The sequence below is a fragment of the Bradyrhizobium ferriligni genome (genome assembly GCF_056837965.1).
On the sequence record NZ_JBXEJO010000041.1, the window covers coordinates 35,888 to 61,775 of the forward strand.

General features: G+C 65.6%; 23 protein-coding genes. 10 read left to right on the top strand and 13 right to left on the bottom strand.

Features of this window, described 5'->3' with window-relative positions; all coding sequences use genetic code 11:
* The first annotated feature begins 137 nt into the window (after positions 1-137).
* Positions 138-2,465, top strand: a complete 2,328-nt coding sequence (locus AC1VNY_RS24015; RefSeq protein WP_482407033.1) for a xanthine dehydrogenase family protein molybdopterin-binding subunit — start codon at positions 138-140, stop codon at positions 2,463-2,465.
* A 97-nt stretch (positions 2,466-2,562) separates the two neighbouring features.
* Here the strand turns inward: AC1VNY_RS24015 and AC1VNY_RS24020 are convergent, their stop codons facing one another.
* Genes AC1VNY_RS24020 through AC1VNY_RS24030 form a run of 3 tightly spaced genes read right to left on the bottom strand, consistent with a single transcriptional unit; the run spans position 2,563 to position 5,781 of the window.
* Complete coding sequence (locus AC1VNY_RS24020) at positions 2,563-3,759, bottom strand: acyl-CoA dehydrogenase family protein (RefSeq protein ID WP_482407034.1); 1,197 nt, start codon at positions 3,757-3,759, stop codon at positions 2,563-2,565.
* Positions 3,760-3,772: 13 nt separating this feature from the next.
* Positions 3,773-4,918 (bottom strand): acyl-CoA dehydrogenase family protein, encoded by a 1,146-nt coding sequence (locus AC1VNY_RS24025; RefSeq protein ID WP_482407035.1) that lies wholly within the window; start codon positions 4,916-4,918, stop codon positions 3,773-3,775.
* A gap of 8 nt (positions 4,919-4,926) precedes the next feature.
* Complete coding sequence (locus AC1VNY_RS24030) at positions 4,927-5,781, bottom strand: enoyl-CoA hydratase (protein WP_038386235.1); 855 nt, start codon at positions 5,779-5,781, stop codon at positions 4,927-4,929.
* 159 nt (positions 5,782-5,940) lie between these two features.
* Here AC1VNY_RS24030 and AC1VNY_RS24035 point away from each other — a divergent pair, with 159 nt between their 5' ends.
* Genes AC1VNY_RS24035 through AC1VNY_RS24045 form a run of 3 tightly spaced genes read left to right on the top strand, consistent with a single transcriptional unit; the run spans position 5,941 to position 7,973 of the window.
* Entirely contained in the window at positions 5,941-6,558 is a 618-nt protein-coding gene (locus tag AC1VNY_RS24035; protein ID WP_038386227.1) for a LemA family protein, read from the top strand.
* Between the two features lie 21 nt (positions 6,559-6,579).
* Positions 6,580-7,476 carry a TPM domain-containing protein gene (locus AC1VNY_RS24040; protein ID WP_482407036.1) on the top strand — a complete coding sequence of 299 codons (897 nt, stop codon included), beginning with the start codon at positions 6,580-6,582 and terminating at the stop codon, positions 7,474-7,476.
* A gap of 2 nt (positions 7,477-7,478) precedes the next feature.
* Positions 7,479-7,973, top strand: coding sequence for a TPM domain-containing protein (locus tag AC1VNY_RS24045; protein ID WP_482407037.1), 495 nt, complete (start codon positions 7,479-7,481; stop codon positions 7,971-7,973).
* A 61-nt stretch (positions 7,974-8,034) separates the two neighbouring features.
* Here AC1VNY_RS24045 and AC1VNY_RS24050 read toward each other — a convergent pair whose 3' ends face one another.
* The 3 genes from AC1VNY_RS24050 to AC1VNY_RS24060 all read right to left on the bottom strand — a co-directional run bounded on the left by AC1VNY_RS24050 (position 8,035) and on the right by AC1VNY_RS24060 (position 9,970).
* Positions 8,035-8,649: a glutathione S-transferase family protein gene (locus AC1VNY_RS24050; RefSeq protein ID WP_482407038.1), complete on the bottom strand. Its 615-nt coding sequence runs from the start codon at positions 8,647-8,649 to the stop codon at positions 8,035-8,037.
* 140 nt (positions 8,650-8,789) lie between these two features.
* Positions 8,790-9,599 carry an MBL fold metallo-hydrolase gene (locus AC1VNY_RS24055; protein WP_482407039.1) on the bottom strand — a complete coding sequence of 270 codons (810 nt, stop codon included), beginning with the start codon at positions 9,597-9,599 and terminating at the stop codon, positions 8,790-8,792.
* Positions 9,596-9,970: a Crp/Fnr family transcriptional regulator gene (locus tag AC1VNY_RS24060; protein ID WP_018273297.1), complete on the bottom strand. Its 375-nt coding sequence runs from the start codon at positions 9,968-9,970 to the stop codon at positions 9,596-9,598. Before AC1VNY_RS24060 ends, AC1VNY_RS24055 begins: the two co-directional genes overlap by 4 nt.
* A gap of 204 nt (positions 9,971-10,174) precedes the next feature.
* Here AC1VNY_RS24060 and AC1VNY_RS24065 point away from each other — a divergent pair, with 204 nt between their 5' ends.
* From AC1VNY_RS24065 to AC1VNY_RS24075, 3 genes are all read left to right on the top strand, one after another.
* The gene (locus AC1VNY_RS24065) at positions 10,175-11,233 is read left to right on the top strand and encodes a hypothetical protein (RefSeq protein WP_482407040.1); all 1,059 of its coding nucleotides are present in this window, start codon (positions 10,175-10,177) and stop codon (positions 11,231-11,233) included.
* 91 nt (positions 11,234-11,324) lie between these two features.
* The gene (locus AC1VNY_RS24070) at positions 11,325-12,872 is read left to right on the top strand and encodes a hypothetical protein (protein WP_482407041.1); all 1,548 of its coding nucleotides are present in this window, start codon (positions 11,325-11,327) and stop codon (positions 12,870-12,872) included.
* A gap of 99 nt (positions 12,873-12,971) precedes the next feature.
* Complete coding sequence (locus AC1VNY_RS24075; protein WP_196238199.1) at positions 12,972-13,136, top strand: hypothetical protein; 165 nt, start codon at positions 12,972-12,974, stop codon at positions 13,134-13,136.
* Between the two features lie 26 nt (positions 13,137-13,162).
* On the opposite strand, the gene AC1VNY_RS24080 is transcribed toward AC1VNY_RS24075, so the two are convergent.
* Together AC1VNY_RS24080 and putA are read right to left on the bottom strand one after the other, a co-directional pair.
* Positions 13,163-14,368: a CaiB/BaiF CoA transferase family protein gene (locus AC1VNY_RS24080; RefSeq protein WP_411781796.1), complete on the bottom strand. Its 1,206-nt coding sequence runs from the start codon at positions 14,366-14,368 to the stop codon at positions 13,163-13,165.
* A gap of 171 nt (positions 14,369-14,539) precedes the next feature.
* Positions 14,540-17,548, bottom strand: coding sequence for a bifunctional proline dehydrogenase/L-glutamate gamma-semialdehyde dehydrogenase PutA (gene putA / locus AC1VNY_RS24085; RefSeq protein ID WP_482407042.1), 3,009 nt, complete (start codon positions 17,546-17,548; stop codon positions 14,540-14,542).
* Positions 17,549-17,662: 114 nt separating this feature from the next.
* Here putA and AC1VNY_RS24090 point away from each other — a divergent pair, with 114 nt between their 5' ends.
* The 3 genes from AC1VNY_RS24090 to AC1VNY_RS24100 all read left to right on the top strand — a co-directional run bounded on the left by AC1VNY_RS24090 (position 17,663) and on the right by AC1VNY_RS24100 (position 21,134).
* Entirely contained in the window at positions 17,663-18,124 is a 462-nt protein-coding gene (locus tag AC1VNY_RS24090; RefSeq protein WP_482407043.1) for an Lrp/AsnC ligand binding domain-containing protein, read from the top strand.
* Positions 18,125-18,228: 104 nt separating this feature from the next.
* On the top strand, positions 18,229-18,852 hold the full coding sequence (locus AC1VNY_RS24095) for a hypothetical protein (protein ID WP_375166689.1): 624 nt from the start codon (positions 18,229-18,231) through the stop codon (positions 18,850-18,852).
* 209 nt (positions 18,853-19,061) lie between these two features.
* Entirely contained in the window at positions 19,062-21,134 is a 2,073-nt protein-coding gene (locus AC1VNY_RS24100) for a tetratricopeptide repeat protein (protein WP_482407044.1), read from the top strand.
* Positions 21,135-21,347: 213 nt separating this feature from the next.
* Here the strand turns inward: AC1VNY_RS24100 and AC1VNY_RS24105 are convergent, their stop codons facing one another.
* The 5 genes from AC1VNY_RS24105 to AC1VNY_RS24125 all read right to left on the bottom strand — a co-directional run bounded on the left by AC1VNY_RS24105 (position 21,348) and on the right by AC1VNY_RS24125 (position 25,698).
* On the bottom strand, positions 21,348-21,548 hold the full coding sequence (locus tag AC1VNY_RS24105) for a cold-shock protein (RefSeq protein WP_057019268.1): 201 nt from the start codon (positions 21,546-21,548) through the stop codon (positions 21,348-21,350).
* Positions 21,549-21,831: 283 nt separating this feature from the next.
* Positions 21,832-22,143: a SorB family sulfite dehydrogenase c-type cytochrome subunit gene (sorB, locus tag AC1VNY_RS24110; RefSeq protein WP_482407045.1), complete on the bottom strand. Its 312-nt coding sequence runs from the start codon at positions 22,141-22,143 to the stop codon at positions 21,832-21,834.
* Between the two features lie 11 nt (positions 22,144-22,154).
* Positions 22,155-23,354, bottom strand: coding sequence for a SorA family sulfite dehydrogenase catalytic subunit (gene sorA, locus AC1VNY_RS24115; protein ID WP_482407046.1), 1,200 nt, complete (start codon positions 23,352-23,354; stop codon positions 22,155-22,157).
* A 208-nt stretch (positions 23,355-23,562) separates the two neighbouring features.
* Positions 23,563-23,790 (bottom strand): hypothetical protein, encoded by a 228-nt coding sequence (locus AC1VNY_RS24120; protein WP_028342505.1) that lies wholly within the window; start codon positions 23,788-23,790, stop codon positions 23,563-23,565.
* 162 nt (positions 23,791-23,952) lie between these two features.
* The gene (locus AC1VNY_RS24125) at positions 23,953-25,698 is read right to left on the bottom strand and encodes an adenylate/guanylate cyclase domain-containing protein (RefSeq protein WP_482407047.1); all 1,746 of its coding nucleotides are present in this window, start codon (positions 25,696-25,698) and stop codon (positions 23,953-23,955) included.
* Positions 25,699-25,888: the final 190 nt, after the last annotated feature.

Genomic DNA, 25,888 nt, shown 5'->3' on the forward strand with positions numbered 1-25,888 from the left:
GCCACCGGATTGTGCTTCCGCGCGCCGCGCGACGAGACGCCTGTCCTCCGGCCGGCGCGTGGTTGTCAGGCCGCCAAAATCCGCTAAAACCCCCGCCAAATTCTCTGGAAATTCTTGGAAGCTCGAAGGACCCTCTGATGAACATTCTTCCCGGCAATATGCGTTTTGGTGCGGGCCAGCCAGTCAAGCGTCTGGAGGACCAGCGGCTGGTCACCGGGAAGGGGCATTTCATCGACGACAAGCCGCAGGACGGCGCGCTGTGGCTGCACGTGCTGCGCTCGCCGCACGCCCATGCCAACATCAAGTCGATCGACGCCAGGGCGGCGCTGGAGATGCCGGGCGTCAAGGCCGTCTATACCGGCGCCGACCTCGTCAAGGACGATATCGGCACGCTGCCGACGCTTGCGATCTTCAAGCGGCCCGACGGCTCGCCGATGACCGTGCCGCCGCGGCGCCTGCTGGCGCATGAGGTGGTGCGTTACGCGGGCGAGGGCGTTGCGGCCGTGGTCGCGACCTCGCGCGCGCTGGCGCAGACCGCGACTGAGGCGATCGAGATCGATTACGAGGTGCTGCCCTCGGTGGTCGATCCGGTCGAGGCGATCAAGCCGGGCGCGCCGGCGGTCTGGCCGGAGGCGCCTGACAACATCGTGGCCGCGATGAGCTATGGCGACGCCGCCAAGGTCGAGGAAGCCTTCGCCAATGCCGCGCACAAGGTGTCGCTCGACCTGGTCAGCCAGCGCCTGGTGCCGTCGGCGATGGAGCCGCGCTCGGCCATTGCCGAGATCGAGAAGAAGACCGGCCGGCTGATTCTCCACGTGCAGTCGCAGACCCCGGGCTCGACCCGCGACCTGCTGGCGGAATCGATCCTGAAGCGGCCGAAGGACAGCGTGCGCGTGCTGGTCGGCGACATCGGCGGCGGCTTCGGCCAGAAGACCAGCCTGTATCCGGAAGACGGCATCGTCGCCTATGCCGCGACCAAGCTGAATGAGAAGATTCGCTGGCGCGGCGACCGCACCGACGAGTTCGTCGGCGGCACCCATGGCCGCGATCTGACTTCGACCGGCGAGTTCGCGCTCGACGCCAAGGGCCGCGTGCTGGCCTATCGGGTGCGCTCGATCGGTGGCACCGGCGCCTATTCGTCGGGCACCGCCAACATCATCCCGCTGGTGCTCGGCCCGTTCGTGCAGACCGGCGTCTACGACCTGCCGCTGGTGCATTTCGAGGTGAAATCGGTGATGACCCACACCGCGCCGGTCGGCGCCTATCGCGGCGCCGGCAGGCCCGAAGCGGTGTTCATCGTCGAGCGGCTGTTCGATGCGGCCGCGCGCCAGATCGGCATGGATCCGCGCACCATCCGCAAGGTCAACTACATCAAGCCGGCGCAGCTGCCCTACACCAATGCGGTCGGGCAGGTGTACGACTCAGGCGCCTTCGCGCATATGCTGGAGCGCGCGTCTGATTTGGCCGACTGGAACGGCTTTGCCGCGCGCAAGAAGGCGGCGAAGAAGAAGGGCCTGCTCTACGGCCGCGGACTGACCAGCTACATCGAATGGACCGGCGGCCGCGCCCACACCGAGAACGTCTCGCTGCATGCGACCGCCGAAGGCCGCGTCATCCTGCATTCCGGCACCATGGCGATGGGGCAGGGCCTCGCCACCACCTACACCCAGATGATCGCCGATACGCTCGGCATCGCGATGGACAAGATCGACGTCATCCAGGGCGACACGGACCTCGCCACCGGCTTCGGCAGCGTCGGCTCGCGCTCGCTGTTCGTCGGCGGCACCGCGGTCGCGGTCTCCAGCAACGACATGATCAACAAGGCGCGCGACAAGGCCTCCAATTTGCTTGAAGCCTCCGTCGAGGACATCGAGTATCGCGACGGCTTCCTCACCGTGGTCGGCACCGACAGGCGCATCAGCCTGTTCGAGATCGCGAAGAAGGAAAGCGGCGCCAAGCTCTCGGTCGAGAGCGAGGGCAATGTCGACGGCCCGAGCTGGCCGAACGGCACCCATATCTGCGAGGTCGAGATCGATCCGGAGACCGGCGTCACGCGGGTGGTGCGCTACACCACGGTCGACGACGTCGGCGTCGCTGTCAATCCGATGCTGGTGACGGGGCAGGTGCATGGCGGCGTTGTTCAGGGCATCGGTCAGGCGCTGTATGAAGGCGTGGCCTACAGCGAGGAAGGCCAGCTGCTGACCGCGAGCTATCAGGACTATTGCATCCCGCGCGCGGACGACGTTCCGCCGATCACGGTGACGCTCGATGGCTCCGCGCCGTGCAAGACCAATCCGCTGGGCGCCAAGGGCTGCGGCGAGTCCGGTGCGATCGGCGGGCCGCCCTGCATCACCAACGGCGTGATGGATGCGCTGAGCGAGGTCGGGATCACCCAGCTGAACACGCCCCTGACACCGTCGAAGATCTGGCAGGCGATCCGCGACGCCAAGGTAACGGCTGCGTAGCCGTTATTCCGGGGCGCGCCAACGCGAACCCGGAATCTCGCGCCACAACATCGAGGTTCCGGGTTCATCGCTCTGCGATACCCGGAACGACAGTGCCCTACAGCCCCAACACCATCTTCGCGATGATGTCGCGCTGGATCTCGGACGAGCCGCCGAAGATCGTATAGGCGCGGCCGTTGAGATACTCCGGCACCACCGGCAGCAGCTCTTCGGGGATCGCCGGCTCGTGGTTGAGCCGGTAGAACGGCCGCGCCGGCTCGACGGCAAGTCCGTCCTGGCCGATCACGTCGACGCCGAGCCGCGTCACCGCCTGGCGGATCTCGCTGACGCGGAGCTTGATCAGCGACGACACCGCGCCGGGATTCTGCCCGGTCTGCAGCGCCGACAGCACCCTGAGTTCGGTCATCTCGAGCGCATCGATATCGACCTGGACCTCCGACATCCGGATCGCGATATCGGGATCCTCGATGGCGCGGCCGGTGACGTCGGAGCCTGCGAGATCGGAGATCGTCTTCAGCGCCTCGCGCAGCTTGGCCGACGCGATGCCGGAGCCGCGCTCGAATTCGAGCAGGTACTTGCCGTAGGTCCAGCCCTTGCCTTCCTCGCCGACGCGGTTGGCGACGGGCACCCGGACGTCGTCGAAGAACACCTGGTTGACCTCGTGATCGCCGCCGATGGTCAGGATCGGGCGCGTGGTGATGCCCGGCGTCTTCATGTCGATCAGGATGAAGCTGATGCCGTCCTGCTGCCGCTCGCCGTCATTGGTGCGCACCAGCGCGAACATGCGGTTGGCGTGGTGCGCATGTGTGGTCCAGATCTTGGTGCCGTTGATGACGTAGTCGTCGCCGTCGCGCACCGCGCGGGTTTTCAGTGAGGCGAGGTCGGAGCCCGAGCCCGGCTCGGAATAGCCCTGGCACCAGTAGTCTTCGCCGGAGAGAATCCGCGGCAGGTAAAAGTTCTGCTGCTCGGGCGAGCCGAACCCGATGATGACGGGGCCGACCATCTTCACACCCATCACGTTGACATTCGGCACGCCGGCGCGGGCGCATTCGGCCTCGAAGATCCAGCGCTGTGCCGGCGTCCAGTCCGGTCCGCCATGTTCCACCGGCCAGCCCGGCGCGCCCCAGCCCTTCTTGTGCAGCGCGCGCTGCCAGGCCATGCCGATATCGGGGTCGGAGAACACCGACGGCGTCAGCGCGGTGGCGCGCTTCATCTCCGGCGTGAGGCTCCCGGCAATGAAATCGCGGACTTCCTGCTCGAAGGCGCGTTCCTCGGCGCTGAAGGTGAGATCCATGGTGCGCTCTCCGTTAGGCGTGGGCGCGGCCGCTGAGCGCGGCGTGGCGGCGGTAATGATGGGCGCTGTTGCCGAACAGCGTATCGAAGGCGAGCAGCCGCTTGAAATAGGCGCCGATGTCGAGCTCCTCGGTGACGCCCATCGCGCCGTGCAGCTGCACCGCCTGCTCGGCGACGAAGCGCGCGCATTTGCCGATCTTCGCCTTGGCGCCGGACGCCGCACGGCTGCGGGCCACAGGCTCGGCGTTGGCCATCAGCGCGGCGCGCAGCGCCATCGAGCGCGCCTCGTCGACCTGCATCGCCACGTCCGCGAGGCGGTGGCGGATCACCTGGTTGGCCGATAGCGGCCGTCCGAACTGCTTGCGGATCTTGGTATATTCGAGTGTGGTGTCGAGCAGCGTCTGCATGATGCCGACCGCCTCCGCGCCGAGCGCGGCCATCGCGCGGTCGACCACGGTTTCGATCGCGGGCAGCGCATCGCTGCCGTCGCCGAGCAGCGCATCGGCGGGCAACAGCACGTCCTTCAGATCGAGATTGCAGCCGCGCCCGCCGCCGAGCCGCGCGTAGTCGCGCAGAGTGAGGCCGGGCGTTCCCGCCGGCACCAGGAACAGGCCCAGCTTGCTGGATGCACCATTGGCGTTGGCGACACGGGCCGAGACGATGATCTGGTCGGCGGCCGCGCCGTCGAGCACGGCGATCTTGCTGCCGTTCAACCTCCAGCCATCGGCGGTCTTGCCGGCCGTGGTGTCGACATAAGCGAGGTCGAAGCGCGCGGCGCGCTCGGAAGGCGCGAAGGCGAGCGTAAGTTTGCCCTCGGCAACAGCAGGCAGGATCGCCTGCCTTTGCGCCTCGGTGCCGCATTCGGCGACCAGCGCGGCGCCGATCACGACCGTGGAGAGGAACGGCTCGGACACCAGCCCGCGGCCGAACGCTTCCATCAACAGTCCGATCTCGATCGCGCCGCCGCCGAGCCCGCCATGGGCTTCGCTGATCGGCAGCGCCAGCCAGCCGAGCTCGGCGAACTGTTTCCAGATCGCGGGCGAATAACCCAGCGGATCGTTCGCCGCTTTCTTGCGATGCTCGGGGCTAAAGGTTTCCGCCACGAAGCGGTCGGCACTTTCGCGCAGCAGGCGCTGCTCGTCACTGAGGGTGAGGTCCATCTGGCTTGCTACACGTTGGCGGTTTTCTTGACGGAGGGATGCAGGCCTGCGGGATCCACCACCATGCCGAATTCCTGAAGGTTGTGGGCGTGGCAGAGCTGATGCAGCGCGAAGGCCTGATCGATCGCGGCAGGCTGCCCCATGATGTCGATCGAGCGGTTCACCGCCTCCTTGGAAAGCTTCAGCGCAAAGGCGGGCTTTGCGGCGATCCGCCGCGCCAGCGCCAGCGTGAACGACGAGAGATCGCCGCGCGGCACCACGTGATTGACCATGCCGAGGCGATGCGCCTCGTCGGCGCTCCAGACATCGGCGGTGAACAGCATCTCCTTGGCCTTGCGCGCGCCGAGCTCCCAGGGATGCACGAACCATTCGACGCCGCAGACGCCCATCGTCACCACGGGGTCGCAGAACTCGGCATCGTTGCTGGCAACGATCAGGTCGCAGGCCCAAGCCAGCATCAGTCCGCCGGCAATGCACTTGCCGTGCACTTCGGCGATCGTCGGTTTCGCCAGATTGCGCCAGCGCCTTGTGATCTGCAGGTAGATCTCCTGCTCGCGCGCGAAGCGGCCATGGGCGTTCGGCTCGGCGAAGCCGCCCCAATTTCCGACTGGCGGGAAATCGACACCCGCCTGGTTCTTGGCCCCTGGCCTGAGATCGTGACCGGCCGAGAAATGCGGGCCGTTGCCGGCGAGGATGATGACCTTGACCGCGTCGTCCTGCACCGCCCGGTCGAAGGCGGCGTTGAGGTCGTAGGTCATTTGCAGGTTCTGGGCGTTGCGGGCCTCGGGGCGGTTCATCACGATCCGCGCAATCGCGGGCTCGGGCCGTTCGACAACAATCGTCTCGAATTGTTCAGACGCCAATGGATCCTCCCGCGATCGATTTTTTTGCCATGATGAACGGCGCGGGCAGGGATAGGCAAGCGTCATCATACGCAAAAGAAGCCGCGAAATCCGCCGCACGGGATTATCCGGCGAAAATCTGTTAAGCTGACGCGGAATCCACCGGGGAGGACCATCTTCATGCGCAAGCTTTGGACCGTGCTCGCAGCGCTGGCGACATTGAGCCTGACCAACTGCGGCTACAACGCGATCCAGACCAATGACGAGCAGGTCAAGTCGAGCTGGTCGGAGGTGGTGAACCAGTACCAGCGGCGCGCCGATCTCGTGCCCAACCTGGTCAACTCGGTGAAGGGCTTTGCGCAGCAGGAGAAGGACGTGCTGCTCGGCGTCACCAACGCGCGCGCCAAGGTCGGCAGCATCCAGGCGACGCCCGAGGTGCTCAACGATCCGGCGGCGTTCCAGAAGTTCACGCAGGCGCAGGGTGAACTGACCAGCGCGCTGTCGCGGCTGCTGGTCGTCACCGAAAACTATCCGCAGCTGAAATCGGATGCGCTGTTCCGCGACCTGATGGCGCAGCTCGAGGGCACCGAGAACCGCATCACGGTGGCGCGCAATCGCTACATCAAGGCGGTGCAGGACTACAATGTCGGCATCCGCACCTTCCCGAACAACCTGACCGCGATGGCGTTCGGCTACAAGGAGAAGCCCAACTTCACGGTCGACAATGAAAAGGAAATATCGACCGCGCCGAAGGTCGATTTCAATAATCCGTCGCCGGCCCCGGCGCCGTCGAAATAACGCCGGCGTGCGCGCATCGCGATGACCGCCGCACGCGTTATCCTGCTCGCCTTCCTGCTGGGCTTCGTGTGCCCGGCATGGGCGGAGGTCGCGGTGCCTCCGCTCACCGGCCGCGTCGTCGACCAGACCGGGACGCTGTCCGCCGGCGATATCGCATCGCTGACCGACCGGCTGAAGGATCTGGAGACCCGCAAGGGCAGCCAGATCGCGGTCCTGATCGTGCCGACCACCGGCGAAGAAGCCATCGAGCAGTTCTCGATCCGCGTGGCCGAGGCCTGGAAGATCGGGCGCAAGAAGATCGACGATGGTGCGCTCCTTGTCGTCGCCAAGAACGACCGGCATTTGCGCATCGAGGTCGGCTACGGCCTCGAAGGCCTGCTGAGCGATGCCGTCACCCACCGCATCATCGACGAAGACATCACGCCGAAATTCAAGGCCGGCGATTTCGCCGGCGGCATCTCGGCCGGCGTCGACCGGATGATCCGCCTGATCAATGGCGAGCAATTGCCGGCGCCGGAGCCCGAGCATTGGCAAGGGCCGAACCTGGTCGACTTCGCCAATCCGGTGACAATCTTTATCGTCATCATCGTGGCCGGCGTGTTGCGTGGGATACTGGGACGGTTGTTGGGCTCGGTTGCGACCGGCGGTGTCGTCGGCTTCTTCACCTGGATGGTGGCCGGCTCGCTTGCCACGGCATTCGTGGTCGGCCTGTTCGCCGCCGTGGCGGCGCTGATCTTCGGCGGATTGAACTTTGGCGGTCCGGCGGCAGGCTCGGGACCGTACCGGCGCGGCGGCGGTTATTCCGGCGGCTGGTCCGGCGGCGGGGGCTGGAGCAGCGGCTCGAGCTCGAGCGATAGCGGCGGCTTCAGCGGCGGAGGCGGCAGCTTCGGCGGCGGCGGCGCCTCGGGGAGCTGGTAGGCATGGGCATCAAGCGCATCGGCAAGCATCTGCTCGAGCACCGCTGGCGGGTGCGGCGTGATTTTCCGCCGCGCGTGCTCGACGCCATCGAGCGGGCGATCAAGGCCGGCGAGGCCACTCATTCCGGCCAGATCCGTTTCGTCGTCGAGGGCGCGCTCGACGGCGTGCCGCTGTTCCGCAATCAGCCTGCGCGGGAGCGCGCGCTCGACGTGTTCTCGCATTTGCGGATCTGGGACACCGATCACAACAATGGCGTCCTGATCTATCTGTTGCTCGCCGACCGCGACGTCGAGATCGTCGCCGACCGCGGCATCGACGCGAAGGTCGGTCATGCCGGCTGGGAGGCGATCTGCCGCACGATGGAAACGGATTTTCGGGCCGGCCGCTTCGAGCAGGGCGTGATCAAGGGGATTGAGGCGGTGTCGCGCGAACTGGCGAAGTATTTCCCGCCGCCGGCCGGCCCGAATGAGCTGCCGGACAAGCCGGTGGTCATTTAGGGACTGAGTGGTCGGGTGCTCTTCATCCTCCCCTGGAGGGGGAGGATGAGAAGACCGCCTTTTACGCCTTCACCGATGGCCGCGCGGCGACGCGGTTGAACCAGGCGACGACGTTGGCGTTCGACTGGTCCAGCGGCTGGCCGACCTGGTTGCCGAAATCCAGCCAGCAATAGAGCAGCATGTCGGCGAGCGTGAAGCGCTTGCCGCAGATATAGTCGCGGCCGTCGGCCATCTGGTCATCGAGCCATTTGATACGGTTGGCGGCGATCATCTTCAGGCCGGGCGAGGCGTCGGGCGCAACGGGAATGCGCTTCTCGAAGAATTTCAGCGCTTCGCCGAAGCGGTAGCCGTTGGCGAGCGGCTCGGCGATGTTGAGATCGACGCGGCGCGTCCACATCCGGCATTCCGCGCGCTCTTCCGCCGTCGTGCCGATCATCGCGGGCGAGGGGTGCTTCTCCTCGAGATATTCGCAGATCGCCGTGATCTCGGAGAGGTAGTTGCCGCAGTCCAGCTCGAGCGCCGGCATCTGGCCGTGCGGATTGCGCTTCAGGTGTTCCGTCTCGCGGTTCTCGCCCTTGCGCAGGTCGACGGTCTGCTTGGGTATCTCGATGCCCTTCTCCGCCATGAACATGCGCACGATGCGCGGATTGGGTCCGATCGAGTCGTAAAGCTTCATGGTCCTCGCTCCCTGTTTTCTTCAGCGTTGTTGTTGCCGCTGTTGAACAGGCCGCGCGCGGATTTGTCAAATGTGAAGGTGCTCGGCCGCCCGAACGTCATTGCGACCCGTTGGCTCGCAACGACGGGGAAGAACTGAGCTCAATCGTCGAGCTTGTTGAGGTCGCGCACTGACTGCATGATCGGCTCGAAATTCGAGCGCGCGTCGAGCGCGTCGAACAGTTGCGCGGTGTCCTCGAGCAGGCCGTGCGAGCGCTGCAGCGCGATCCGGACATCGTCCTGAGGCGTATCGGACAGCCGGCCATGACCCGACAGCAGGATCTTCGAGTTGAGGCCCTTCAGCCGCTCCAGCGACTGGATGTAGTCGGCGATCGAGCCGGAGCCGAACACGCCGCCCATCACGCCGCCGGGCATCAGCGTGTCGGCGGCGAACAGCAGGCCCTTGTCCTGGTCGAACAGCGTGATGCAGGCCGAGGTGTGACCGGGCGTGTACATCACGTTGAGGCGGAAATTGCCGAGGTCGATCAGGTTGCCTTCCTCGAGCCAGATGTCGATATCGATCGGCACGTTCGGCTCGTTGAACATCTTGCGCAGCATCGAGAAATCGTCGCGCAGCATGATCTTGTTGGCGGCGAGCCGGTGCGCGGCGATATAGGCGCTGCCGTGGAAATGATAGGCCGCGCCGATGTGGTCGAGATGCTCATGGCTCAGCACCACCATGTCGATCATCTCGGGCGTCACCCCGAGATGGTTGAGGCAGGCAATGAGCGACGGATAGTTGCTCGACAGTCCGACGTCGATCATGATCGTCCGCTTGCTGCCGCGCACCAGATAGGCGTTCGCCGCACGGTTCTTGAAGCGGATCTGATAGACGTCGTCGGTGGCCTGGATCAGCGTTGCGACCTCGGCGTCGAACAGCGTCTTGAACGGGCTTGGCTTGCGGTCGCTCATGGTGTTGCCGCCGTCCGGTAAGTGACCGCGTTGGATGCGCGCAGGCGCTTCGAGAGCGCATCCATCACCATCAGCGCAAACGCCGGTTGCTGGCTGACCAGATAGACGAAGCGGGCGTGGTTGATCCGCATCACCCGCGTTGCGGGCGCGGAGGCGATCGCGGTCGCCGAGCGCGCCGAGCCGTCGATCACGGCCATCTCGCCGAAGAACTCGCCCTTGCCGAGGCTGACGATAACCGTCTTGTTTCCGCGATCGATCTTGGCGATGTCGACCTTGCCGTCGAGCACGACAAACAGCTCGCGGCCGGTCGAGCCTTCCTCAAAGATGACGTCATCGACACCAAATTCCTTGATGCATTTCTCGATCGTCATGGTGCTCTCCTGCCTTCTGGCTGGAAGATGGCGGTATGTTAATCGGGAAAGCGCCGCGCGCAAACGGAAGCGGCGCAGATTGCCGCAGGGCAGCATCGCCCAAATCCGGCCCGGAAAACTCCCTAAAATTTAGGTAATGGCGGAGCGGGGTAACCATTTCGCAAGCAATAAAAGTTACCGAATTGTCAACCTAGTCTGGAGACTTTGAACGTGAGTGAGCAGCAGAGCGAGCCGGTCAGCGGTCAAACCGGCGCCGAAACGGCGGCGAAAAGCGAGCCCGTGATGGCCGCGACCGGTGTCGAAGCTCCCCGGCTTGCGCCCGAGCAGGAAGAGACGTCGCCGAAGGCGGACGCGCCCCGGATGGATGCGCCCAAGATTGAACCCTCGAAGCTTGAACCGCCCAAGATCGAGTCCATGATCGAGCCGAAGGTCGAGGCCAAGGTCGAGCCGACCAATATGGACGTGCCCAAGGTCGAGACCGGCAAGCGGGAAGAGCCGCATTTTCCAGGCAAGCTGATGATCATGGCGCCCGGAGACCGCACCTGGGACCATGAGGCGACCGCATCCAGGCCGGGCGCCGAACAGGCGGCCAAGGCGGCAGGCAAGCCGGCCGGCACGCGCCGGATCGGGGCGATGGCCGCGGTGATCGCGCTGGCGACCGTGGCCGGCGCCATCGGCGGTGCGCTCGCGACCGCGGGGCTCGGCCATCTTGCCACCCCCGCCGTCGCCTCCGCGACGGATACGGCTGCCAAGGACGCGGCGGCGAAGGAAGCGGCCGATGCCGCGCTCGCCCGGATCGAATCCGAAATCGCCGCGCTGAAGGCCAGCGTCGAGCAGACCGCCAAGGCCGGCCAGGCCCAGTTCAGCAAGGCCAGCGACCGGATCGAGAAGGTCGAGAAGGCCCAGGCCGAGCCGATGGCCAAGCTTAACAAGCTCAGCGAGGCGGTCGACAAGCTCCGCGCCGCGCCGCAAACGACCGTCGCCGCGGCGACGCCCGCCCGCGAGGTCACGGGCTCGATCACCCCGGCGACTGCCGCGGCGGCGCCGGCCGCGCCCAGGCCCGAGGTCGGCCGCCTGCCGGTGGTCGACGGCTGGTCGCTGCGCGACGTCGGCAATGGTGGCGCGTTGATCGAGGGCCGCGGCGGCATCTACGAGGTTTACGCCGGCGACCCCGTCCCGGGCCTCGGCCGGGTCGATGCCATCCGCAAGCAGGATGGCCGTTGGGTGGTGGTCACCAGCAAGGGCCTGATCGTCTCTCGCTGATCGCCGAAACGCGACAACACCAAGGCGCTTCACCACGATGTGAAGCGCCTTTTTTCTTGAATAGGGTTTGCCGCGCGGTGTTAGTGGAGGCATGAGCCGTGCGCTGAAATGCCTCCCGTTGATTTCCGTTCTGCTCTGCGGCGTTGCGCCGGTCCAGGCCGCCGAGGATCGCATGCTCGAGCGCGGCGCGGCTGTCATCGATCCTGCCATCCTGCGCGAGCTCGATCATGGCCGCTTCAACCTCGGCCGGATGCTCGCGCCGGAGCGTTCCGCCGACACACTGCTGTCCAACCGCGATCTGTTCGGGCTCGCCGCGATGATTCCGGTGCGCGAGGCGCTGGATCGCGAGTTCGATCGCTATGTCGCAAAGCATAAAGCAAGCCTGCCGAATGAGAGCATCGGCGTCGGTGACAGCTTCGCGTTTCAGCTGTTCGATCGCGCGCTGTTTGACTCTCCCGACGTCCGCTTCGTGCTGTCAGGCATCGTCAACCGCATGGACCGCGCCTATGTGGCGCCGAAAGACTGCGGTGAAATCCGATTGATCTACCGGCTGACCCGCACCGATGTGCCGCCGATCGGCGAGAACGCAGTCTCGCAACGGCTACCGATGACGCTGAACCTCGTGCTGAAGGCGAAGGGTGACGGCAACGACGCATCGCTCGGCTGCCGCGAAATCGCGCGGCGCTGGCTCGCGATCGGCAGCGCGCCGCCGGCGATGGAGAAACTGTTCGGCAAGGATGGTCCGCTCGACCTGATCGATGCGCGCAATATCGATCGCATCGAGACCAATCTGCAGATCGCGCACGCGCCGAAATCCGCGGTGCGCGATTTCCGCACCGACTATCTGCTCAAAGTGTTCGATTATGACGGCGCGGCAAAGCGCTTTGCCGAAGCGCCGCTGGAGAACCAGATCGATCGCGACCGCATTCTGGCGGACGAGGCACTGAGGCGCGACTTCAAGGCGTGGCTGCTCGATCCCAAGCATTTCGCCGAGCTCGATCGCGGCACCGTGCTGATCCCCGACCGCTTCCTCGCGACCTCAGCGGTCGCGCCGACGCCGACCGGCTTCGATGTCAGCGAGCTGGAGCCCGAGTTCGGCATGGTGCAGGGCGAGGGCACAGCCGGCAATGCGGTGTTCACGGATGGTGACGTCGTCGGCGCCCTGCAGAAGGCTGCGGCCGACGGAACGAAGCTGCAGAACATCCAGTCGCTGGCCGGCTTCGAGCGGCGCCTCAACGATGTCACCTGTGCCGGCTGCCACCAGACCCGCGGCATCGGCGGCTTCCATTTCCCCGGCGTCGACTGGATGGCGGCAAAGCCGTCGAACTCCACCGTGGTGCCGGCTTCGCCGCATTTCTTCGGCGACCAGCCTCGCCGCCGCGATATCCTTGCAAGCTTCCGCGACGGCAAGGCGCCGGACTTTTCGCGCGGCTTCTCCAACCGGCCGCAACTGCGCGGCAGCACCGAGCTTGCCGGCACCGAATACAGCGACGGCTGGGGCGCGCATTGCTATCTGCCGGGCGCGAGGCCCGCCGAGACCGATCGCAGCTTCCGCGGCTGGACCTGCGCCGAGGGCCTTGCCTGCCAGGTGGCCGGGAAGGCCTCGCGCATCGGGATGTGCTTCGTGAAGGGCCGGTGATTTCGGTCGGAACCGAAGCGGCTGCGCGTCATTATTCGATGCTACATTCCGCGTCGCGACCACGCCCCGAACAGCCCAGCCTTGAGCGGAGACCGGCCGATGAGTGCTCCCGAGCAGGACAAGCAGCGCGACCGCGAGATCGCGGCCAACGAGGCCGAACGTCAGGCGGTCAGCGCCGTCCGCGTCAGCAGCTGGGCGATCGGGCTCGCGGTCATCATCGGCATCATCGTTGTGGCCATCGTCTGGGCCTGGATGAAGCGCTGAAGCGACGCTCGACGGAGATCGATCCGCTACGCCACTGCGCCGGATGCACGCAGCTTCTGGATCGTGGCTTCGTCGTAACCGGCCTGGCGCAGGATCTCGTCGGAATGCTCGCCGACCTCGGGCGGCTTGCGCGGCTGCACCTTCCTCGCGCCGTCGATGAAGATCGGGCTGTTGACGGTCAGCATGGTGTCGTTCTCGAAGCGCACCAGCACCTCGTTCTCGATCATCTGCTTGTCGTTCGGGATGTCGTCGAGGATGCCGACGACGCCGAACACGAGACCATTGCCGTCGAGGATCTTGCGCCATTCGGCGAGGTCCTTGCCGGCGAACACCTCGTCGAAGATCTTGATCAGCTCGACCGAGCGCGCATGGCGGTCCGCCTTGGTAGCGAAGCGCGGATCGGCGATGAGGTCCTCGCGGCCCATGCAGCGCGCCAGCGTCGGCCATTGCCGGTCTTCGTTGAGCAGCGACAGGATCAGCCAGCGGCCGTCCTTGCACTTGTAGTGGTTGGTGACGGCGTTCAGCGCCTCTTCGCGCGGCTTGCGCTTCTTGAACTTGGCGCCGGCGAGCTTGGCCTGCGCCAGCACGCCGTTGGCCCAGACGCCGTTGGCCATCAGATTGGTCGAGACATGCGAGCCCTTGCCGGTCTTCTCGCGCTGGAACAACGCGGTGACGATCGCGCCGTAGAACGCCATCGCGCAGGGATGATCGCCCATGCCGGCGACGGAACGGGCCGGCGTGGTGTCCTCGTCGGCGCGCACCAGATCCATCAGGCCGGAGCGGGCCCAATAGGCGTTGGAGTCGAAGCCGGGCTTGTTGGCCTCTTCGCCCTTCTCGCCATAGCCGGTGAAGGAGGCATAGATCAGCCGGTCGTTGAGATGGGCGAGATGGTCGTAGGTGATGCCGAGCTTCTGGCGCACCTGCGGCGGCATGTTGGTGATGAAGACGTCGGCCTCGGCGACGAGCTTGTACAGCACCTGCTGCGCGTCGGGCTTGGTGAGGTCGAGAGCGAGGCTCTTCTTGTTGCGGGCCTCCAGCATCCACGCGAAATTGTGCTCGCTCGATGGATAGCCGGGCAGATTGGGCAGATTGCGATAGGGGTCGCCGGCGCCGGGCGGCTCGATCTTGATGACGTCGGCGCCGAAGTCGGACAGCACGGTGGCGGCCGCGGGCGCCGCGATGAAGCTCGCGCAGTCCAGGACCTTGAGCCCGTCAAAAATGCCTTTTTCCATCGTGCCGTCGCTCCCGTGGCGCTTGTTGGTGTTTTTCCGGTAGCTGGAATTATCGCAAGCAATGATCCCGATCGGACCGCCATTTGACCCATCTGGGGGGCACGATGCAACCAAGTCATTCCGGACCTGGCGCCCATGCACCATGCCGGAATGACATGTCGGTGATGAGTGTTACTCCACCCCCGCCATCAGCGCCGCATTGCCGCCTGCGGCGGCGGTGTTGATCGTGATCGTCTGCTCGGTGGCGAAGCGCGCGAGGTAATGCGGGCCGCCGGCCTTGGGGCCGGTGCCGGAAAGGCCGCTGCCGCCGAACGGCTGCACGCCGACCACCGCGCCGATCATGTTGCGATTGACATAGATGTTGCCGACCTGGAGGCGGTCGATCACGTGCTCGATCGTGTCGTCGATGCGGGAATGAACGCCGAGCGTCAGCCCGAACCCCGTCGCCTCGATCGCGCTCAGCACCTCGCCGAGCTTGTCGGCGCGGTAGCGCACCACGTGCAGGATCGGGCCGAACACCTCTTCCTTCAGTTGCCCGGCCGCCGACAGCTCGAAGATGTGCGGCGCGACGAAATTGCCTGACGGCGCCTCGCCGGCGAGATGGACCCGCGCCTCCTGCTTCATCCGCGCGATATGCGCATCGAGCCGCTGCTTGGCCTCGGCATCGATCACCGGTCCGATATGCGTCGACGGTTCCGAGGGATCGCCGATCTTTAATTCGCGCGCGGCGCCCGCGATCATCTCGATCATGCGGTCGGCGACGTCGTCCTGCACGAACAACAGCCGCAGCGCCGAGCAGCGCTGACCGGCGGAGCGGAACGCCGAGGTCACGACGTCGTCGGCGACCTGCTCGGGCAGCGCGGTGGCGTCGACGATCATGGCATTGATGCCGCCGGTTTCCGCGATCAGCGGCACGATCGGGCCGTCCTTGGCGGCGAGCGTGCGGTTGATCGACCGCGCGACCTCCGTCGAGCCGGTGAAGACGACCCCGGCGATGGTAGGATGCGCCACCAGCGCGGCGCCGACCGTGCCGTCACCCTGGACCAGGTGCAGCGCCGATGGCGGCACCCCGGCCTGATGCAGCAGCGCGACGGCTTCGGCTGCGATGCGCGGCGTCTGCTCGGCCGGCTTTGCGATCACCGCATTGCCGGCCATCAATGCCGCCGTCACCTGGCCGAGGAAAATCGCGAGCGGGAAATTCCACGGCGAGATCGCAATGAACGCACCGCGGCCGTGCAGCTCCAGCACGTTGCTTTCGCCGGTCGGGCCCGGCATCGTCTCGCCTTCGCCGAACAGCTTTTGCCCCAGCGCGGCATAGTAGCGGCAGAAGTCGATCGCCTCGCGCACCTCGGAGAGCGCATCGTCGAGCGTCTTGCCGCCCTCGCTTTGCAGCAGAGCGAGGAAGTGGGCGCGACGCTGCTCGAGCAGGTCCGCGGCCTTGTCCAGGATCGCCGCACGTTTTGTGGCCGGCGTGGTGTTCCAGGCCTTGAAGCCCCGGCGCGCGGCGACAACGACGGCGTTCACCTGCTCGGTGGTCGATGGGGTGATGGAAGGCGAAGCCTTCCGCTCGGCCGCGATCGCCGACGTCATCGTGTCGAGCGCCTTGCGCTCGCCGAATTCGATGCCGTGCGAGTTCTGGCGCTGCGGCCGATAAAGCTCGGCCGGCAACGGAATCGCGGAGTGAGACGCCTTGTCGTCGCGACCTACGATCTCGGCCGGGCGGCGCAGCAGGTCCACAATGGACACGCGATTGTCGGCGGCCAGCGCCACGAAAGACGAGTTGGCGCCGTTCTCGAGCAGCCGCCGCACCAGATAGGCGAGCAAATCGCGGTGGCTGCCGACCGGCGCATAGGTCCGATGGGCGATCTCGGGCCTGTCCTCGCCGAGCTGGGCGTAGAGCGCTTCGCCCATGCCGTGCAGCCGCTGGAATTCGAAGCTTGAGGGATCGTCGGCGAGTTCGAGGATGGTCGCGACCGTCAGCGCGTTGTGGGTGGCGAATTGCGGAAACAGCCGAGGCCGCAGCGCCAGCAGCTTGCGCGCGCAGGCGACGTAGTTCAGGTCGGTCATCGCCTTGCGCGTGAACACCGGATAGCCGTCGAGCCCGCGCTCCTGCGCGCGCTTGATCTCGGTGTCCCAATAGGCGCCCTTGACCAGGCGCACCATCATCCTGCGATCCAGCGCACGCGTCAGCGTATCAACATAGTCGATGACGTCGGCGGCGCGCTTCTGATAGGCCTGGATCGCGAGGCCAAAGCCGCTCCAGCCGGCGAGCGAAGGGTCGGCGAATGCGGCGGCGATGACGTCGAGCGACAGCTCCAGCCGGTCGGCCTCCTCGGCATCGACGGTGAAGTTGAGGTCGAACGCCTTGGCGCGGCGCGCGAGATCGATCAGTTGCGGCACCAGCTCGGTCATCACCCGCGTGTGGCTCACCGCCTCGAAGCGTGGGTGCAACGCGGAGAGTTTCACCGAGATGCCGGGCCGGTCGGGCAGGGGCTGATCGCCGGCCGCCTTGCCGATCGCATCGATGGCGCGGGCGTAGGATTCGAAATAGCGATGGGCATCGTCGGCGGTGCGCGCACCCTCGCCGAGCATGTCGAACGAATAGCGCGAGCCGCGCGCCGTGTGCGATTGCGCGCGCGACAGCGCCGCCTCGATGGTCTCGCCGAGCACGAAATGGCTGCCCATCAGCCGCATCGCCTGCCGCGTCGCGGCGCGCACCGCCGGCGCACCGAGTCGCTTCGTCAGCCGCCCGATCGTGCCCTGCGGCGTCTCGCCGGGCTGGATCACGCGGGCCGACATGCCGAGCGCCCAGGCCGAGGCGTTGACCAGGAACGCGCTCGATCTGGTCTCGTGGTTGACGAAGTCACCCTGGCCGAGCTTGTCCTCGATGAACTGGTCGGCGGTGCGCGCGTCCGGGACACGCAGCAGCGCTTCCGCCAGCACCATCAGCGCCAGCCCTTCCTTGGTCGACAGCGCGAACTCCCGCAGCATGTCCTCGACCCCGCCGAGCGGATCGTCGTTGGCCCGGATCGCCTCGATCAGGCGCGTTGCCGTGCGGTCGATCCGTGCCTCCGCCTCCGCGCCGAGCCTCGCGTCCTGACGCAGGCGGGCGGCGATGGCGGCGTCGTCGGGCGCGTAGGGCGCGCTGAACGGGGGCGGGAGCGGCGACGGGTCTGGCATGGCGGTTCCTTGAGACTGTGTGGGAACACGTACGCGCTAGCGAACCGTAGTTCGATAGACAAATTAGCAGATTTGCCTTAGAAAATCAGGATCGATTAGAGAATTGCCGTAGATATGACAGATATCGACAAGACTGACCGCAAAATCCTCTCGATCCTGCAAGGGGATGGCCGGATTGCCAATGTGGAACTGGCCGAGAGGATCGGCCTGTCGCCGACTTCGGTCGGCGAACGGCTGAAGCGGCTGCAGCGCGACGGCTTCGTCGAGGGCTATGGCGCGCGGCTCAATCCGCACCGGCTCGGGCTTGGCCTGCTGGTGTTTGTCGAGGTGTTGCTCGACAAGACCACGCCCGACGTATTCGAGAAGTTCGCCAGGGCGGTCCAGACCGCGCCGGAAGTGCTCGAGTGTCACATGGTGGCCGGCGGCTTCGACTATCTGGTCAAGGCGCGGGTCGCCAACATGACCGCCTATCGCAGGTTTCTCGGCGAGACCCTGCTGGCGCTGCCGGGCGTGCGCGAAACGCGAACCTACGCGGTGATGGAGGAAGTCAAGCGCGACGCGCCGCTGCCGGTCTGATCCACAGCCATGCGCCGGATGTCTTGGCATCGCGACACGACCGCGATAATCCTTTGGTCGAGTTGGGGCGGTGGTTCATGAAAGACGCTGATCAGCCGATACGAATGAAGCGGGCCGGATTTGCCGGCGCGCTTGCTGTGCTCATGCTGTCGTTGCCGTCGGCCATGCCGGCCCGCGCGGCCGAGCTCAGCTCCGGCATCCTGCAGCTCTACACCTCGGTCTCGATCTATCCGCCGTCGGCGACGGGGATGACCGTCTGTTACGGCTTCGTCTGCCGGCGTCGCGAGATGCTCGACTTCAGCGCAGCCGACCGGGCGGCCCTGGCCAAGATCATGGCCACGGGCCGCGCCAATGCCGCCGCCGAACGCGCGGCCGTGCAAAAGGCCGTGATCTGGTTCGACCGGCGCATGGGGCCGATCCTCGGCACCGACAAGCGCGTGGCGAAAGCGGATTTCCGCGCCAACGACGACAAACACAATTATGATTGCTGGGACACGACGCGGAACACGACCAGCCTGATGCTGGTGATGCAGGCGTGGAACCTGTTCAGGTTTCATGACGTTGGGGATCCCCACTACCGCGGATTTTCGTTGGCGCAAACGCCGCACAACACCGCCGTTCTCGTCGAGCGCGCGACCAAGGTGGAATGGGCGGTCGATCTCTGGCCCCGCGGCTATCTGCAACCGCCTGATGTCATGACCGTCGCCAAATGGGTGACGGAAGATTGAACGGCTGAGCGTCGCAGCTGGGCGTTCCGCGCAGTTCCATCCTCATTGATCGCAGGGATAGCGTTCCGCGTGACGCTGGGAACCGAATGCCAGGATTCGAACAATAGCTTCGCACGATATGGTTCCAAAAAATACGTTCAGTGCCGATCACCATAAGAACCAAGTGACGCGTTAACACCGGCAGCATTCGGTCAACCCGAGGCTACCATATGCGTTCACGTTCGATCTGCATTGATGCCGCCACCCGCGGCGTTCGTTTCCCACAGCTGCTGGCGCTTGCGCTGCTACTTTGGCCCGTGCTCGCCGGTCCGGCCCGCGCGGGCGATGTCGAGGATTGCAGCGGGCCGCCGACGGACAAGGCCGAGGCGGCGTGCTCGGGCATCATCAACGATACCGCACGCTCCACGGAGGACCGCACCAAGGCCTTCACCGGTCGCTCGCGATTTGACATCGCGCGCGGCAAGATCGATCAGGCCCTCAGCGATGCCGAGGCGGCGGTGCAGCTGAATGGACAATTCGTGCCGGCGCTGATCGCGCGCGGCTATGTCCAGCAACGCAAGGGCAGCCCGGATCAGGCCCGCGCCGATTTCGATCGCGCGATCGAGCTCGAGCCGAAGAACCCGTTCGGCTTCCTGGCGCGCGGCAATCTGCGCGCCGACCAGCACGCCTGGAGCGATGCGATCTCGGATTACGACCAGGCGATCACGTTGCGGCAGGATCTTCCCGCTGCCCGTGTCGGGCGTGCGCGGGCCTATGTCGAAACCGGACAGCCCGATGCGGCGCTGGCCGACGCCAACACCGCGATTGCCGTCAACGCCGGCACGCCGAATGCATTCTACTGGCGGGGTCAGGCCTATCGCCGCAAGGGCGACATGGATAAAGCGATCGAGGATTTCTCGCGCGCGATCGCGCAGGCGCCGCAGGCCGAGCGCAACGCTTATTTCGCCCGTGCCCAGGTCTATAGCGCCAAGGGCGACTATGCCCGCGCGATTGCCGACTTCGACCGGTTGTTGACGGTGCTTCCCGACAACAAGGAGATCCAGCAGCAGCGCCAGCAGGCGGTCACGATGCAGGCCGAACTCGCCAAGGCAGCAGGCGGCGCCGCGCCGCAGCAGGCCGCACCGGCTCCAGGCGCGTCGCCGGCGCGGCCAGCCGGGCCGGCGGCGGGTAACCAGCAGGTCGAGCAGGCCAAGCAGCTCGTCGCACAGGGCAACTACGCGGGCGCCGTTGCCAATCTCACCCAGGTGCTGGGCGGCGATCCCCGCAACGAGGCTGCGCTGCGCCTGCGTGCACTGGCCTATTCAAAGCTCGGCCGGTCGGCGGACGCGCGCAACGATCTCAATGCCCTGCTCAAGGTCAAGCCGGACGATCCGCAGCTGCTGGCGGCCCGCGCGCTCAATGCCGCCGGCACGCGGCAGTTCGATCAAGCGATGGCCGACGCCGGCCGTGCCATCACGCTCGATCAGAACAATTCGTTGGCCTATCTGGCGCGCGGCCTCGTCAAGGCCGGCACCGGCAAGGTGCAGGACGCGCTCGCCGACTACGATCATTCGATCTCGCTCAATCCTAAGGAGACGCTCGCTTTCACCGAGCGTGGGCTCGCCCATATCGGCCTCAATCAGCTCGACAAGGCGCTCCTGGATTTCGATCAGGCCCTGGCGCTGGTGCCGACCAATCTGATCGCCAAATCGTGGCGCGGCCTCGCGTCGATGCTCAAGGGCCGCGCAGATGAGGGACTGGTCGATATCGACGCTGTGCTGGAGCGAAGCCCGAACAATCCGACGGCACAGCTCGGCCGCGGGCTCGCGATGCTGACTTCCTCCCAGTACGACCGCGCCATCGCCGCCTTCGACCAGATCATCACGCGGGCGCCCAACGATGCTTTCCCGCATGTGCTGCGCGCCCGGGCCTATCTCGGGCTGAAGAAGCCGGATAACGCGATGAAGGATCTCAACTTCATCCTCTCTGCGCGACCCGATTATCAGCCGGCGTTGACATTGCGCGGCATCACCTGGTCGGCGTTGCGCAACTACGACAAGGCGGTCGAGGATCTCGACCGGGCGATTGCGCAGAAGGAGACGGTTGAGGGCCTGTTCGCCCGCGCCAAGGCGCATGAGGCGCTCAACCATGTCGACAAGGCGACCGAGGACTTCCGCAAGGCCACGCAGCTCACCCCGTCAAGCGTGTTCGACGTGCTGGCGCAGGCCGAGTCGAAGCGCAAGGTTCAGCAGCTGTCGAAGCGGGTGCCGTGCGGCAACGGCCAGAGCGGCACGTGCCTGTGATGCTGCAATGCGCAGCCGCGCGCTTCCCGGCGCAAAAGGCAGTCGTCGGCGCGCGAGCGGTGGCCGCCGAAATAGTTCAACGCCACATAGTTCAACGCCATGGCGCGCGGGCATCGTGCCCGCCCCGCCGAACGTCACGTTGTCTGGTGTGTGGATCGGCCCCCACTCCCGGATGGCGTCCGAGAGTGCGCCGCCGGATCTGGCGCTGTGACGCTAGACCTTGAGATTTTCGGCTGACGTCTTGCCGCGATTTGCAATCTCTTCGTATTCAACCGACTGACCTTCGTTGAGGGTCTGAAGGCCAGCCTTCTGAACTGCTGAAATATGAACGAAAATGTCCTTGCCGCCCGATGCGGGCTGGATGAATCCATAACCCTTGGTCGGGTTGAACCACTTCACTGTACCTTTGGGCATTCCAGTCGTCTCCGCGGAATCAATCGAAAACAGACCAGTCGGTCCCCGCAAAAACCGGCTTGTCCGCAACGACAGGATAGCAGTTTGAAAAAAGCTGGGTAGATCAAACGACGGTGTGTTTTTGACCGGAAACAACCCGCTTTGCGGGGGTTTTACGCCGGATTGCCCGTTTCGTGGTCAATTGATGCGCTGCAAAAATGGATCGGTTCCAGTGTACCGAACTGGATCGATCGTCCCGCGCGCTGCCTTTTCGGCCGGCGCGCGGGGATCGACCGGCCGCGTTTCAATAGGTCGCGGAGAGGTATTCGACGATCTTGCCGACGTCGGCTTCGTCGATCGGCGCACCATAGACCTTGATCATCTTGGTCACCTCGGCCTGCCAAAAATCCTTCTTGAACTTCTCGCCCTGCGGCTGGGTCTTGATGTAGTCGGCCGAGTGGCAGGCGGTGCAGTTGTTTTGCACGACCTCGAGGTTGGGACCCGGCTTGAAGGCCGCGGTCTCTTCGGGGACCGTGTAGTTCACGGGCGCGGCGAAGGCGGCGCCGATCGACAGCGAGGCGATCGCGGCGAGGGATGGAAGCAGCTTGCTGGTCATGATGCTTCTCCTCACGCTGCGGTGACGCGCACGGTTTCGACGACGTTGCGCAGATAGCCGGCCGGATTCCACAACGGATCCATCGGCTGGGTGTCGCCGGCATTGTTGGTGGCGCGCACCTTCAGCTCCGCGGGACCGGCCGCGAGCTTCACCGGCAACTTCCATTCGCGGAAGGCGTATTTACCGAGGTCCTTGCCGAGCTTGGCCGGCGTCCAGCTCTTGCCGCCGTCGGTCGAGACCATCACCTCCTTGATGCCTTTACCGCCGTCGAAGGCGATGCCGCGCAACATGGTGCGGCCGGCCTTCAGCTTGGCGCCGTCGGCAACGCTGGTGATGAACGAGCGCACCGTGAAGCGATTGATCGGGATCGTCGCCTTCGGTGCGGTGCCGGGCTCGACCGCATTGTTCGGCGTATCCGGTATCCGGTAGGCGGACTTCATCCAGAAGCCCTCGAACACGTTGTCGATCACGGTGATCTCGTTGAGGTGCTTCACCCAATAGGTGCCGTAATAGCCGGGCACCACGAGGCGGAGCGGGAAGCCGTTGAGGAACGGCAGGTCCTCGCCGTTCATGCCCCAGGCCAGCATCACCTCGCCGTCGCGTGCGTGATCGATGTCGAGCGCCTTGACGAAATCCGGCGTCTTGTCGCTGACGGGACCATCCATGCCGTTGAAGGTGACCTGCTTGGCGCCGGCCTGCACGCCGGCCATGTCGAGCACGGTCTTCAGCGGCACGCCGTGCCAGCGCGCGCAGCCCATCGCGCCGTTGCCGAGCTGGCCGCCGGCGACGCGCGGACTGAAGAAGCCGCGGCTGTTGCCGGAGCACTGGTTGACGGCAACGATCTCGGTCGCCTTCAGCTTCCTGATGTCCTTCAGCGACAGCTTCAGCGGCTTGTCGACCTTGCCCTTGATCTCCAGCGTGAACTTGTCCGGATCGAGATTGTAGGGGAGGTCGGCCAGATGATAGCGCACGAAGAACGCATTGCTCGGCGTGATCGGGCCGTCGTTGAAGACCGCAAACGGCGTTTCCAGCTGCGGCGGGCGGGCGGTCAGGCCGATCATCGGGCGCTTTTGCGGGTAGCGCACCAGCGGCCGCCCGCCATTGCCAAAGGGTAGCGTCACGGTGTCGAGGGCGAATGCGCCCCTTGATCCCAGCCCCGTCACCAAAGCGGCCAATCCGGCGCGCTTCATCAAGTCTCGTCGATCGAGCATTCCGCTTCCTCCGAAGCTGTTCTGTCGTGAGCCGGTCATCACCAGGCCCAGATTGCCTTGCGCGCCTTCGCATCATGGAATGCGCGCGGTCCAAATGTCGCACCTGACAACCGCGAGTCAATTGAGCTTTCGCAGCGTTGCGTCGCAACAATGAAAAGCCCCGGTCGCGTGGACGACCGGGGCGTTTCCATCCAAGTAGAAGGTTCGATCAGTAGCAGACGTTCACGGTGCGATAGCGATAGCCGTAGGGCGTCAGCACCAGGCGGGTGGCGTAGCAGCCGGAGTCGACGAAGCCGACGGCGATGCCCGGGCCACCCCAGAAGTGATGGTGATGCGGATGCCAGAAGAACGGCTTGGCGGAAGCTGCGGTCGGCGCCAGCGCGGCGGCACCGAGGGTTGCGGCAGTGGCGAGAGCGAGCGTGACTTTGCGAAACATGGTCTTCTCCTTCGGATGCGCGTTGAACTCTGTCGCGGCGCGGTTGCAGTTTTACCCATCGCCAGTCAGTCGCATCCGGCACCGGGCACGTTCGAGCATCTCGGCTGAACGCACCGTCGGATGTGCGGCAGGTCACATTGTGCTGGAGTGGAGATGAACCGGTCAGGCCGCGACGGCACGCCGGTCGTCGACCAGCGTCGACAGGAGCTGCGTCTTTTCGACCGTGCGCACGGTCATCGGCTCGTTGCGGCCGCGGATCGCGACCTCCTGCGCCGGCAGGGCATCGTCGGCCAGCCCGGCGGTGACGCGCACCTCGTCCGAGATGATCGCCTCGCAGGCCAGCGCCTTGGTCATGTCCTGCAGCCGTGCCGCGACGTTGACGGCATCGCCGAGCGCGGTGAACACCATGTGGTCGCGATAGCCGATATCGCCGACGATCACCTCGCCGCCATGGATGCCGATGCCGAAGCGGATCGGCTCGCGCAGATCGTGGCTCAGGAACTGGTTCAGCTCGTCGATATGGGTTGCGATCAGCGCCGCCGCACGCAACGCCTGGCGGCAGGCCACCTGCCGGTCGGTGGCAAGCCCGAACAGCGCCAGCATGCCGTCGCCGATGAACTGGTTGGGCCGCCCGCCGGCTTCCAGCACTGCCTGCGACACCGCGCCGAGGAAGCGGTTGACGATGAACACGGTGTCGAACGGCAGCCGCTTCTCGGCAAGCTGCGTCGAGCCGCGCATGTCGACGAACATGCTGACCAGATAGCGCTCCTGGCCGACCCGTGCCGGATTGGCGGCGTGCGCGTTGGCCGATGTCGTGCTCGGCAGGAACAGCTGGAAGAAATTCAGGTCAGCGGTGGGCCGCAACTGGCAGGCCAACCGGATCGACGGATCGTCATTGCCGACCCGGTGCAGCACGAAGGCTTCGCGCGGCGAGGGCTCGGGCAATCCGGCGTGATCGCCGATGATGCGGATCCGGCAGGTCGAGCAGCGCGCGCGACCGCCGCAGACGCTCGCATGCGGCACGTTGTAGCGCAGGCTCGCTTCCAGCACGCTCAATCCCTTCGGTACCCGCAGCGTGCGGCCGTTGCCGTAGGACAGCGCGATCATGCCGCCGCGGCGCTCCAGCAGGGCCCGCGCGCCGCGCGCCAGCAGCACGAGGCCGAGCAGGCCGAGATAGCCGGTGGTCAGGCCGTCGGTGATCTTCTCGAGCGTGGTCCCCTGCGCCGCGGTGCCGAGCTTCTGCACCGACAGCTCCTCGCGCCGCCAGTCGGGATCTTGATAATCCGCGATCGTGGCGCGACCACCTTGATAGATGCCGAGCATCGCCAGGGTCGGGATCAGCACGGCTCCGGCGAGCAGGAACGGCGCGGCGCGCTTGAAGAACGGACGCAGCCGCAGCCAGAAATACAGGCCGATGCAGCCGTGCACCCAGGCGATCACCAGCACCGCCAGCATCTGCCACAGCCGGTTCGGCGAGGCGATGAAGAAGGTGTACAACTCCTGGGGGTAGAGCTTCTCTTGTCCGTACAGGGTCTGGCCGAGCCGTACGCCGACGACGTGCGCGACGATCAGCATCGGGATGCTGAGGCCGAGCGTCAGTTGCAGCGGCTCGATCGCCTTCCAGTGGAACTCGCGGCGCTGGTAGAGCGCCCAGATGCCGAGCCCGGTATGCACCAGGCAGGCGCTGTAGAACACGATCGCGACCGGCAGGAACTGCCAGAACTCGGTGTGGTAGTAGACCCCGATCGCCATCGCCTGCGTCGAGATATTGCCGAGCGCGTGGTTGAGGAAATGGCTGATCAGGTAGGCGAACATGATCGCCCCCGTGACGATGCGGACCTGCCGCAGGCCGATACCGCGGGCCATGTCCTGCAAGTGCTCGCGCGAGGGGGAGGCCATGTGATTCATGATCGGCAAGTCTAGTGGTTAATTCCCGCGCTGAACACCGCCACGGGTCCGGACCAGCCGTGAGAGCGGGCCGTGCGGCACGTTGACACTCCGTTAAGAGTCGAACAAAAAGCGCGCCGTGACGATAGCCCAAGCCGAACCTGGAGCCGATAACAACAGCGTTAAGCCGGCCCGTTCGCGCGCGCCGGAT